10 protein-coding genes are annotated in these 11,142 nt (G+C 67.4%); 3 read left to right on the plus strand and 7 right to left on the minus strand.

Features of this window, described 5'->3' with window-relative positions:
• Window positions 1-198: 198 nt before the first annotated feature.
• The 7 genes from SJY41_RS19045 to SJY41_RS19075 all read right to left on the minus strand — a co-directional run bounded on the left by SJY41_RS19045 (window position 199) and on the right by SJY41_RS19075 (window position 8,571).
• Complete coding sequence (locus SJY41_RS19045; RefSeq protein ID WP_380783788.1) at window positions 199-612, minus strand: DUF3035 domain-containing protein; 414 nt, start codon at window positions 610-612, stop codon at window positions 199-201.
• The gene (gene lspA / locus SJY41_RS19050; RefSeq protein ID WP_380783789.1) at window positions 605-1,108 is read right to left on the minus strand and encodes a signal peptidase II; all 504 of its coding nucleotides are present in this window, start codon (window positions 1,106-1,108) and stop codon (window positions 605-607) included. Before lspA ends, SJY41_RS19045 begins: the two co-directional genes overlap by 8 nt.
• Window positions 1,101-4,067 carry an isoleucine--tRNA ligase gene (locus tag SJY41_RS19055; protein ID WP_380783790.1) on the minus strand — a complete coding sequence of 989 codons (2,967 nt, stop codon included), beginning with the start codon at window positions 4,065-4,067 and terminating at the stop codon, window positions 1,101-1,103. Before SJY41_RS19055 ends, lspA begins: the two co-directional genes overlap by 8 nt.
• Before the next feature lie 208 nt (window positions 4,068-4,275).
• Window positions 4,276-5,202: a bifunctional riboflavin kinase/FAD synthetase gene (locus tag SJY41_RS19060; protein ID WP_380783791.1), complete on the minus strand. Its 927-nt coding sequence runs from the start codon at window positions 5,200-5,202 to the stop codon at window positions 4,276-4,278.
• Window positions 5,203-5,256: 54 nt separating this feature from the next.
• Window positions 5,257-5,727, minus strand: coding sequence for a dihydrofolate reductase (locus SJY41_RS19065; protein WP_380783792.1), 471 nt, complete (start codon window positions 5,725-5,727; stop codon window positions 5,257-5,259).
• 116 nt (window positions 5,728-5,843) lie between these two features.
• Window positions 5,844-7,202: a sensor histidine kinase gene (locus tag SJY41_RS19070; RefSeq protein WP_380783793.1), complete on the minus strand. Its 1,359-nt coding sequence runs from the start codon at window positions 7,200-7,202 to the stop codon at window positions 5,844-5,846.
• Window positions 7,192-8,571 carry a sigma-54-dependent transcriptional regulator gene (locus SJY41_RS19075; protein WP_380783794.1) on the minus strand — a complete coding sequence of 460 codons (1,380 nt, stop codon included), beginning with the start codon at window positions 8,569-8,571 and terminating at the stop codon, window positions 7,192-7,194. Before SJY41_RS19075 ends, SJY41_RS19070 begins: the two co-directional genes overlap by 11 nt.
• Before the next feature lie 191 nt (window positions 8,572-8,762).
• On the opposite strand from SJY41_RS19075, the gene SJY41_RS19080 reads away from it, so the two are divergent.
• From SJY41_RS19080 to SJY41_RS19090, 3 genes are all read left to right on the plus strand, one after another.
• Complete coding sequence (locus SJY41_RS19080; protein WP_380783795.1) at window positions 8,763-9,080, plus strand: UrcA family protein; 318 nt, start codon at window positions 8,763-8,765, stop codon at window positions 9,078-9,080.
• Window positions 9,081-9,155: 75 nt separating this feature from the next.
• Window positions 9,156-10,445: an efflux RND transporter periplasmic adaptor subunit gene (locus SJY41_RS19085; RefSeq protein WP_380783796.1), complete on the plus strand. Its 1,290-nt coding sequence runs from the start codon at window positions 9,156-9,158 to the stop codon at window positions 10,443-10,445.
• Window positions 10,446-10,458: 13 nt separating this feature from the next.
• Entirely contained in the window at window positions 10,459-11,139 is a 681-nt protein-coding gene (locus SJY41_RS19090) for an ABC transporter ATP-binding protein (protein WP_380783797.1), read from the plus strand.
• Window positions 11,140-11,142 lie beyond the last annotated feature (3 nt).

Consider the following 11,142-nt stretch of genomic DNA (forward strand, 5'->3'; position numbering starts at 1 on the left):
ACCAGCTCTCCATCGTCACCCCAGCGAAAGCTGGGGTATCCCGCGTGGCAGGCGACATCCGCCAAACGAAGAGATCCCAGCTTCCGCTGGAATGACGGGGTTTCGCAGGTGCATCGGGTCGACAGGCCAAGACATGCAGATACGAAGAGGGCGGCTCCCGCGCGGGAGCCGCCCTTTTCGTTGATCCGGGGGCCCCGATCAGTTCGCGGTCGTGCGCGCGTCCTGGCCGTCGCCTTCTGGCGCTGCGACGATGTCGCGGGTTGTCGAGCCCTTGTCGACGACCGTCGTGCCGGGATCGCCTACGCTCGACCGGATGCCGGGATCGTCGTTGTCGGCGCCGGCATCGTTGACGACGCCGGTCTCGGCGGCACTACGCGGTGCCGCACCGCCGAACAGCGCGTCGAGCGTCTGGGCGTTGGCGGCGGTATCCTGCGGGCGGGCGGCGCCGGGCTGCGGCGGAACCAGCGCGAAGTCGGGCGGGATCACCAGTGGTGCCTGGCGGGCGACCGCGAACTCGTCCGGACGTGCGCGATCGAGGCTTCGGCCGGCCCCGCAACCCGACAGCAGCACGACGCAGGTGAGGCCGGCGGCCAGGGGTACGAACTTACGCATGGGAATTCTCCACAGGGGGCTTCTCGCGCACGAGGAGCGCCCGAACAAGCAGGACGAGCACGCCGACAGTAATCGCTGCATCGGCGACATTGAAGACCAAAAACGGACGCCATTCGCCGATATGCAGGTCGCAGAAATCGACGACGTAGCCGAGCCGGATCCGGTCGAGGATATTGCCGATCGCGCCGCCCAGCACGAAGCCCAGGGCGACCTGGTCGGCCGGGTTCTTCTCGCGGGTCATCCACACCGCGACGCCGACCGCGATCGCGCCGGTCAGCAACACCAGCGCCCATCGGGTCAGGTGGCCGTCGGCAGGGAGCAGCCCGAGCGAGATGCCGATGTTCGGCACGAAGCGCAGGTCGAAGAACGAGGTGATCGTCTGCGAATCGCCAAGCGAATCGATCCCGAGCGGCCGCGTGACCGCCCATTTGCTGAGCTGGTCGGCGAGGAAGAGGGCGGCGGCTGCGGCGAACCCGGCCCTGGGCAGGTTACGCATCGGCCACCACCTCGTCGCACCGATCGCAGAGCTCGCCGTCGACCGTCACCTCGGGGAGGTGGCGCCAGCAGCGGCCGCATTTGTGGAAGTCGGTGCGCGCCACATCGACGCCGTCGCCCTGCGTGACTTTCGCGACGATGAACGCCTCGGCCAGCGCGTGCGGATCGAGCAGCAGATTGGGTACGGTGACTTCTGCTTCCAGGCTGGAACGAACCGTCTTCTCGCGGCGGAGCGGTTCGATCGCCTCGGTGACCTGGACTCGCAACTGGCGAATCTCATGCCATTTGCTGCCAACCACATCGTCGGCGTCGAGCGACGGCAGCGACGGCCATTCGAGGTAGTGGACCGAGCTGTCGTCGCTCGGGAAACGCGACTGCCACACTTCTTCCGCGGTGAAGCAGAGCACCGGTGCGGCGTAGCGGACCAGCGCGTGGAACAGCACGTCGAGGACGGTGCGGTACGACCGGCGCTTGATGTCGTCGGCCGCGTCGCAATAGAGCGAGTCCTTGCGGATATCGAAGAAGAACGCGGACAGGTCCTCGTTCGCGAAGTCGGTCAGCAGGCGGGTGTAGCGGTTGAACTCGTACGCCTCGGCGGCCTGGCGCAGCTCGGTGTCGATCATCCGCAAGCGGTGGAGCACGTAGCGCTCGAGCTCGGGCATGTCGGACACCGCGACGCGCTCCGACTCCTCGAAGCCTTCGAGTGCGCCGAGCATGTAGCGGAACGTGTTGCGCAGCTTCCGATACGCATCGGAGGCGGTGGCGAGCACTTCCTTGCCGATCTTCACGTCGTCGAAATAGTCCGTGGAGGCGACCCACATGCGGAGAATGTCCGCGCCGGACTCGCCGATGATCTTGAGCGGATCGACGACGTTGCCGAGTGACTTCGACATCTTCCGGCCCTGGCCATCAAGCGCGAAACCGTGCGTGAGGACTGCGTCATAGGGCGCGCGACCGCGCGTGCCGCAGCTTTCGAGCAGCGACGACTGGAACCAGCCGCGATGCTGGTCCGAGCCTTCGAGATACAGGTTGGCGCGGGTACCTTCGCCGTAGCGCGCCTCGACCGTGAAGACGTGCGTGCAGCCGGAGTCGAACCAGACGTCGAGGATGTCCTTCACGACCTCATAGTCGGCGAGGTCGTAGTCGGGGCCGAGCAGCGCCTGATGGCCGTCCGCATACCACGCGTCCGCGCCGTTCTGGCGGAAGGCTTCGATGATCCGCGCGTTGACCGCGGGGTCGTTGAGGTACTGGCCGGTGGCGCGGTTCACGAACAGCGCGATGGGTACGCCCCAGGCGCGCTGACGCGAGATGACCCAGTCGGGGCGGCCCTGCACCATCGACGTGATCCGGTTTTCCGCGCGTGCGGGGATCCAGGTGGTGGCGGCGATCGCGTCGAGCGCGATCTCGCGGAGCGTGGCGCCGTTGCTGGACTCAGGCCCTTCGACTTCGCTCAGGGCGAACGGAGTGGGTGTGTCCGCATTCCCAACCCCGTTCGTGCTGAGCGAAGTCGAAGCACTTCCGTCGGTGCCGAGCGACGTCGAGGCATCCATCGGGATGAACCATTGCGGGGTCGCGCGGAAGATCACCTTCGCCTTCGAGCGCCACGAATGCGGGTAGCTGTGCTTGAAGTCGTCGCTCGCCGCGAGCAACGCGCCGGCCTCGCGCAGGTCCGAGCAGATCGGGCCGTCCGCGCCCACGAACTTCTTGTTGATGACGCTGCCCTGGCCACCGAGCCATGCCCAGTCGGCGCGGTACATCCCCGCGCCGTCGACCGCGAAGACCGGGTCGATGCCGTATTGCTTGCAGAGTTCGAAATCGTCTTCGCCGTGGTCCGGCGCCATGTGGACGAGCCCGGTGCCGGCGTCGGTCGTGACGAACTCGCCCGGGAGGAACGGACGCGGCTTCGCGAAGAACCCGCCGAGTGCGTGCATCGGGTGACGGGCGATTGCGTCGGCGAGGTCGGAGCCCTTGCCGCGCCAAAGGACGGCAGTGGCACCCTCCTCTCCGTCACCCCGGCGGAGGCCGGGGCCCACTTCACCGCGGTCTCCCCCGTTGATAAGTGGGTCCCGGCCTCCGCCGGGATGACGGGCGGGCAGGGTACGGGCAAAAAAGCTGTCGATCAGCGCATCTGCGACGAGGAAACGCCGTTCCCCGTCCGCGACCAGAACATAGTCGATCTCAGGCCCATAGCTCAGCGCCTGGTTCACCGGGATCGTCCACGGCGTGGTCGTCCAGATCACCGCATGCGCACCGACCAGTTCGGGCGCGTTCGGCGCGTCCACGATCTCGAACGCGACGTCGATCTGCGTGGAGACGATGTCCTCATACTCGACTTCGGCCTCGGCGAGCGCGGTCTTCTCGACCGGCGACCACATCACCGGCTTGGCGCCGCGGTACAGCTGGCCGCTTTCGGCGAACTTCAGCAACTCGACGACGATCGTCGCTTCCGCGTCGTACTTCATCGTCAGATACGGATCGGCCCAGTCGCCCATCACGCCGAGCCGCTCGAACTCGGCCTTCTGTACCGTCACCCATTTCTCGGCATAGGCGCGGCATTCGGCGCGGAACTGCGCGACCGGCACGTCGTCCTTGTTGAGCTTCTTCGCCCGGTACGCTTCCTCGACCTTCCACTCGATCGGCAGGCCGTGGCAATCCCAGCCGGGGACGTAGGGCGCGTCCTTGCCCATCAGCGACTGCGAGCGGACGATGATGTCCTTCAGGACCTTGTTCATCGCGTGGCCCATGTGGATGTCGCCGTTCGCGTAAGGGGGGCCGTCGTGCAGGATGAACCGCTCGCGCCCGAGCCGCTGTTCGCGCAACCGGTCGTAGATCCCGAGCTTGGCCCAGCGCTCGAGGATCGCCGGCTCCTTGGCGGCGAGGCCCGCCTTCATCGGGAAGTCGGTCTTCGGCAGGAAGACGGTGTCGCGGTAATCGCGGGCGGGGGCGGGCGTGTCGGTCATAAGTGGGCCGGGCTGTAGCGGTTAGCGCCGCGCGTTGCCATCCCCTCTCCCTGCTACCGTCACCCCTCTACCGTCGCCCCACCAGTTTCGTCACGCCAGCGAAAGCTGGGGTCTCCCGCGGCAGGAGCGCGCTTCGTTACCGGGATACCCCAGCTTCGGCTGGGGTGACGGATATTAGCTAAGGTAAAGGTATCGGGATGGGCCGATCCTATCCCCCCAATATCACCCGAGCTCGCGCACAGTCGGCGTCCATCTGGGTGGTCAGCGCTTCGAGGCTGTCGAACTTCGCCTCGGGACGGAGATACTCGACCAGCGAGACCTCGACGCGACGCCCATACAGATTTTCCGAGAAATCGAAGAAGAATGGCTCCAGCAATTCCTTCGGCGGGTCGAAGCTAGGACGGATACCGAGGTTCGCCGCACCCTTCAGAATGCGCCCGTCTTCGAGGCGCCCGGTCACCGCGTAGATCCCGTAGGCAGGCCGGAGATACTTGCCCATGTCGAGATTGGCGGTCGGATACCCGATCGTGCGGCCGAGCTTGTCGCCGTGCTGCACCACGCCTTCGATCGCGAACGGTCGGGTGAGCAGGCGCGTGGCGGTGGCCATGTCGCCGGCGCGCAGGGCGTCGCGGATGCGGGTCGAGGATACCGTCTCGCCATCGCGTGCGACCGCGCCGACCGTCTCGGCGCGAAATCCGTGTGCGGGCCCCCGGGCGGCAAGCGTGTGGACGGTGCCGCTCTTGGCGTGGCCGAAGGTGAAGTCCTCGCCCGTCACCACGCCACCGATGCGCAGCTTGCGTTCGAGGCGGTCGGCGATGAACTCCTCGGCGGTCAGCGCGGCGAGATCGCCGTCGAAGTGGAACACCACCATCGCGTCCGCGCCGGCGTCTGCGAACAGCCGCTCGCGCTGGTCGAGCGAGGTCAGGCGGAACGGCGTGGTATCGGGACGAAAATGGCGGACCGGATGCGGATCGAACGTCGCCACCAATGCGGGGCGGCCCTCGGCCTTGGCCCATGCGATCGCACGCGCGACCACCGCCTGGTGACCAAGGTGAAATCCGTCGAAATTCCCTAGCGCGACGATCCCGTCCGCAAGCTGGGAAGGGATGGCCGCGCCGCCGTCGAGCCGCTGCATGGGGGCGGGCTATAGGGGGGCGAGGAGGGTCACGCTACACTTGTTGTTCACCGCTCAGCCTAAGGGTCGCGTCAAAGTAACGAAGCTGTAGGCGGGGCGTTCACCTTCTGCCGGATGATCCTCGCGCGCGATTTCTACCCAGCCATCGAATGCGGGAACGATGGCGTCGCCTTCCGGCTCGGCATGCACTTCGGTCAGTTCGACACGGTCGGCGCGAGACAGCAACAGCGCGAAGATCTCCGCGCCGCCGATCACGGCGACATCGTCGCCTGCGAGTGCGAGGGCCGCGTCGACCGAATGCGCCACGTCCGCGCCCGGCGCGGTCCAGTCGCCGCGGGTAAGGACGATATGGCGCCGGCCGGGCAGGGGGCTCGGGAAGCTCTCGAACGTCTTGCGCCCCATGACCATCGGCTTGCCCATCGTCAGCGCCTTGAAGCGCCTGAGGTCGGCGGGGATACGCCACGGCAGCTGCCCGTCGCGACCGATGACACCGTTGGCAGCCCGGGCTAGATAGAAAGTGATCATGGCGGTGCCATGCCGCAATACGGCCAGACCCGCCACCGTCCGTCCTGTCGAGGAGCGCCGTTTCCTGCAGTCCGCCGCCCCGTCGACTGCCCGCGTCACCAACGCGTCGAGGACGATCATCGCGGGTGCGCTGCATTCGCGGCGATCGGCAGCGATAGCTCGATACAGCTCGGCATCTCCGCGCCGACCTCGATCTGGCCGCCGTGCAGAAGGACGATCTGCCGGGCAAAGCTGAGGCCGATGCCGCTGCCGCGGGGTTTGGTCGTGAAGAAAGGCAGGAAGACTTCGCGCGCGAGGTGGGGGGCGATGCCCGGGCCGGTGTCGGTAACCGCGATCCTGATGCGCCCTTGCGGTCTTGCTTCCGCAGTCAGGCGGATGCGTGGATCGTCGGCTGCGGCAACCGCTTCGCTGGCGTTCTTCAGCAAGTTGAGCAGGACCTGCGTCAGGAGCGCTACGTCGCCGTCCAGCGAAGGCAGGCCGGACGCGATGTCGAGCGTTACCGGCGCGGTTGCGTTCGGCGTGGCGGCGTGGAGCGCGGCCGTACGCGTCAGCCAGTCGGCGACGTCGATCGGTTCGCGGCGGAGCGTGGGGGCTTCGCTGAAACCCTTGTAGGTCTCGACGAAGTGTTCGAGTTCACCTGCCCGTCGCGCGAGGGCTCCGACCGCGAGTTGCGCGTCGCCTATCGCGGGCTGGCCGGTTGCGTCCAGCGCATCGAGCAGATGCTTCGCGGTTGCGGCGAGCGAAGTCACCGGGGTCAGCGAGTTCATGATCTCGTGCGTCAGGACGCGGACGAGATCGATCTGCGCGGCGAGTTCGGCACCGTCGAGTTCGGCCTGGATCACTTTGACGGCGACGATCCGACGCACGTCGCCGCCGAGTTCGATCAGCGTGGTATCGACGACGACGCGCTGGATCAGACCGTCCACGACGATCCGGCCAAGTCGGCTTGGCCCGGGGCCTGCGCCGCGGAGCAGATCGACAAAGGCTTCGCCGTAAATATCCAGCGCGGCAACATTGGTCGGTGATCCGCGGCCGAACTGGCGCCTTGCCGCCTTGTTCCCCAGCGTCAGTGCGTCGCCCGGGCCTAGGACGAGCAGCGGTGTGGGCGCGCCATCGGCAAGCGCGCTGGCAAAGGTTGCCGCGACCGCGCCGCCGGACCGTTCCTCGCGTAGCCGTGCGAGGGCGCGCTCGTACGCGGCCCCGAGCCGGTCGAACCCGGCGCCCCGGCCGCTCCACGTAAACGATTGGCTGAGGTCGACACGGTCGAGCGCGGCGACGAACCGGGTCAGTTCGGCGTTGCTCTCGGTGATCAGGCGCCAGAGGCCGATCGTGACGATCAGCGCAAAGCCGATCGCGAGCAGCATCGCGGTCGGCGCGCGCTGATAGGCGGCGAGCAGGCTCGCGACGCTCAGCGCGACCAGCAGCAGCAGAACTCGGGCGGCCAGGCGCACTGCGAAACGGCGTCTAAAGGCCATGCTTCTCCATCCGCCGATACAGCGTGCCGCGCGACAGTCCGAGTTCAGTGGCTGCGGTCGAGATGTTGAACGCGTGCTTTTTCAGCGCCTGCTCGATCGCCTGCCGTTCGACCCGGTCGAGGTTGAGGTCGTCTACGGGTGCGGCCTCGACCACCGGCGCCGATCGACCGAGCGGAAAGTCGGCAGAGCGATAGGCCGCGCCCTCGGCAAGGATGACCGCGCGCTCGGCGGCGTGGCGAAGCGCGCGGACGTTGCCGGGCCAGTCGTACGCAATCAGGGCGGCAAGGACGTCGGCCGGTAAGTTCCGATCCGGCTTGTCGTAGCGGGTGCGGAACTCGTCGAGGAACGTGTTCAGCAGCAGCGCGATATCCTCGCGGCGCTCGCGTAACGGCGGTAGTTCGATCTCGACGGTATTTAGCCGGAACAGCAGATCCTGGCGAAACAGCCGCTCGTCGGCGAGACCGGCCACGGCCATGTTCGTGGCGGAGACGACGCGGATGTCGATCGCGACGGGTCGGTTCGCGCCGACGGGGGTGACGCGGCGTTGCTCCAGCGCGGTCAGCAATTTGGGCTGGAGATGGAGCGGCAGGTTGCCGATTTCGTCGAGGAACAGCGTGCCGCCCTCCGCCGACTGGAGCCGTCCTATGCGATCCGTCCGCGCGTCGGTGAACGCGCCCTTGGCATGGCCGAACAGTTCGGAATCGAACAATGTCTCGGCGATCGCACCGAGATCGACCGTCACAAGTTCTCGCGCGGCCCGCCGCGAGAGGCGGTGGAGTTCACGCGCGACCAGTTCCTTGCCGGTACCGTTCTCGCCGAGGATCAGGACGTTCGCATCGGTCGGCGCTGCCTTCTCGATCAGCGACTGGACGCGCGCCATCGCTGGCGACGTGCCGAGCAGCGGCGACCCGGTCGCTTTTTTCGCCGTCGCCGGGCCGGTATCGGCCCTGCGCATCCGGCCGAGCGAGGCGGCATTGCGCACCGTCGCGAGCAGCCGATCGTTGTTCCAGGGCTTCGAGACGAAATCGGTCGCGCCGTGCTTCATCGCGGCCACCGCCACCGCGACGCTACCATGCGCGGTGATCATCACGATCGCGGCGACGGGATCGGTCGCCTGCATCAGCCCCAGCCAGCGAAACCCCTCCGAGCCGTCGGTCGCACCGCGCGCGAAATTGGCGTCGAGCAGCACCGCGTCGAAATGCGCGCGTTTCATCGCCGCGACCGCCTCGTCCGGAGACGTGGTCGTCGCGACCTCGCGGAACATCGGCGCGAGCAGCAGGCGCGCGGCGAGCAGGATGTCCTCGTCATCGTCGACGACGAGGCAGCGATCGAAGGCGGGCTTGGGGGACATCGGCAGAGCTTTGGTCATACCCGCCGCACAATCAAGATGCGTGCCAGTGTCCGGTCGTGGACACCCGGTGTCCGATCATGGCCATGAATCATCGCGGTTTGAACGGCTAAAGCAGGCAGATGCGTGAGAAAACAAGCGGTTACCTGATTTGGCACGGCTGATGCTGAGTAGGATGGGTCGGCAGCATCGCCGGCGGAAAGGATCCTGCCATGAACACCTCCCAACGGATCGCCTGCTCCTTGCTCAGCCTCGTCGGCGCGGCCAGCCTCGTCGCCTTCGCCAGCCCCGCCAGCGCAAGCACGGCCGGCATCGACGCACCCCGGCAGACCACGGTAAAATACCACGATCTCGATCTGACGAACCCCGCAGGCCGGGCCGTTTTCGACCGTCGCGTCGCCGGCGCCGCCAATCTGGTCTGTGCCCAGGATGATCGGCTACGGTCCGCGTTCGAGCAATCCTGCCGCCGCCACGTCGTCGAAGAGGCCGACCGCACCGCTGGGCTCGCCAGTCAGACCGTGCGTGGTTGAGCAGCCGGGGTTGCGACTGTCCGAAGCTGGACAGTCGCCGTCCGGATTTGGACACTCGCGCATGGATGACCGATCGTGACATCTGACTTTCCTTCCAGCCCGACCGCGACGAGCGGTGCCAGCATGGATCGCCGCGTCGAGGCGCCGCGACTCTCGCGCCGCCGTCTCGGGATATGGGCCGCCGTCGCGGTCGCGATCGTGTGTGCCATCGCATTGTGGCGCTTCCTTCCCTCGGCGCATTCGACCGATGTCGCGGTGGCCGATGTCGAGACGAGTGCCGTGACCCGCGCACCGTTCGACGACGCGGTTCCCGTTCGCGCGACCGTCGCACCGAACGTGACGACCCTGGTCGGCGTGGTATCGGGCGGTCAGATCGAGCGGCTGATCGTGCAGGACGGCGCGGCGGTGATCGCCGGCCAACCGCTGGCCACGCTCGCCAATCCGCAGCTGAAGCTCGATATCCTGACGCGCGAGGCCGCTATCGCGAGCCAGCTCGGCCAGGTGTCGGGCGAGGATCTGTCGCTGGAACGCAGCTCGCGCGACCGCGATACGCAGGTGGCGGGCGCCGACTATGACCTGATCAAGGCGCGGCGCGACCTCAGCGTCCGCCAGCAGCTCCACGACAAGGGGTTCGTGTCCGATGCCGGGCTGAAAAGCTATCAGGAAGAGGCCGCGTACCAGCGCCAGCGCGTCGCGCAATTGCACGCGGCGGAGGGTGCTGAACAGCGTATCGCCAGGCTCCAGGCGAGCCGGCTGTCCGACACGCGCGGCCGCCTGTCGAGCAACCTGGCGGCGGTACGCGACGGCCTGGACGCGCTGACCATTCGTGCGCCTGCGACCGGGCGCCTCACCAACTTCACGATCCAGCCCGGCCAGTCGCTCAAGCCCGGCGATCCTGCTGGCCAAGTCGACAGCGAAGGATCGTGGAAACTGATCGCCGACGTCGACCAGTATTTTCTCGGTCGCGTCCAGATCGGTCAGCAGGCGAGCGGCGAGGGGACACCACACCTCGTCGTCACCAAGGTGCTGCCCGCGGTGACCGACGGTCGGTTCCGCGTCGAGCTGAGCTTCCGCGGGACGGCGCCCCAGGGGCTCAACCGCGGCCAGGCGCTAGATGCCCGGATCACGCTCGGCGCGGCGCGTCCGGCGATCGTCGCGCCGCTCGGCGGCTGGCTCGACAGCGACGGCGGCGCCGCGGCCTATGTCCTCGATGCGAGCGGCACGCATGCGACGCGCCGCACGATCCGGATCGGCCGCCGCAACGCGGGGCAGGTCGAGATCCTGTCCGGCGTCACAGCCGGCGAACGCATCGTCACCTCCGATACCAGCGGCTTCAACAAAGCCGCCTCGATCAACCTCAAGTGAAGGTTTCGCACTCATGATCACCTTGGACGGCATTCAGCGCCGCTATCTCTCCGATGCGGTCGAGACGACCGCGCTCGCCGATATCAACCTCCATGTCGCAGCCGGCGAATTCGTCGCGATCATGGGGCCGTCGGGCTGCGGCAAGTCGACCCTGCTCAACACGCTCGGCACGGTCGATCGACCGACTGGCGGACGCTATCTGTTCGACGGCCGCGATCTGGCGAGCGAGGGCGAGGCGACGCTGGCGCAGTTCCGCGCGCAGACGCTCGGCTTCGTGTTCCAGAGCTTCAACCTGATCGACGAACTGACGATCGCCGAGAATGTCGAGCTCGGGCTGGCCTATCGGAGGGACCAGAATGGCGACCGGCGCGGGCGGATCGAGGCGGCGATGGACCGCGTCGGCATCTCGCACCGCGCGCGGCATTACCCGCACCAGCTGTCGGGCGGCCAGCAACAGCGCGCGGCGATCGCCCGCGCGATCGTCGGCGATCCGAAACTCATCCTCGCCGACGAGCCGACCGGCAACCTCGATACCGAGAACGGCGCGCAGGTCATGGGGATCCTCGAAAGCCTGAACGCCGCCGGCGCGACGATCATCATGGTCACGCACAGCCCCGCGCATGCCGATCTCGTCGGCCGCCGCATCGACATGCTCGACGGGCGCATCGTCGCCTCGGTCGCGCGCCAGATCTGAAGG

The organism is Sphingomonas sp. R86520 (assembly GCF_042466285.1).
GTDB lineage: Bacteria > Pseudomonadota > Alphaproteobacteria > Sphingomonadales > Sphingomonadaceae > Sphingomonas.

What these genes read in the sequence shown, in the direction of transcription:
- SJY41_RS19075 (WP_380783794.1), bottom strand. Translation starts at nt 8,571, where the DNA reads ATGACCAAAGCTCTGCCGATGTCCCCCAAGCCCGCCTTCGATCGCTGC.
- SJY41_RS19045 (WP_380783788.1), bottom strand. Translation starts at nt 612, where the DNA reads ATGCGTAAGTTCGTACCCCTGGCCGCCGGCCTCACCTGCGTCGTGCTG.
- SJY41_RS19065 (WP_380783792.1), bottom strand. Translation starts at nt 5,727, where the DNA reads ATGATCACTTTCTATCTAGCCCGGGCTGCCAACGGTGTCATCGGTCGC.
- SJY41_RS19070 (WP_380783793.1), bottom strand. Translation starts at nt 7,202, where the DNA reads ATGGCCTTTAGACGCCGTTTCGCAGTGCGCCTGGCCGCCCGAGTTCTG.
- SJY41_RS19080 (WP_380783795.1), top strand. Translation starts at nt 8,763, where the DNA reads ATGAACACCTCCCAACGGATCGCCTGCTCCTTGCTCAGCCTCGTCGGC.
- SJY41_RS19060 (WP_380783791.1), bottom strand. Translation starts at nt 5,202, where the DNA reads ATGCAGCGGCTCGACGGCGGCGCGGCCATCCCTTCCCAGCTTGCGGAC.
- SJY41_RS19055 (WP_380783790.1), bottom strand. Translation starts at nt 4,067, where the DNA reads ATGACCGACACGCCCGCCCCCGCCCGCGATTACCGCGACACCGTCTTC.
- lspA (WP_380783789.1), bottom strand. Translation starts at nt 1,108, where the DNA reads ATGCGTAACCTGCCCAGGGCCGGGTTCGCCGCAGCCGCCGCCCTCTTC.
- SJY41_RS19090 (WP_380783797.1), top strand. Translation starts at nt 10,459, where the DNA reads ATGATCACCTTGGACGGCATTCAGCGCCGCTATCTCTCCGATGCGGTC.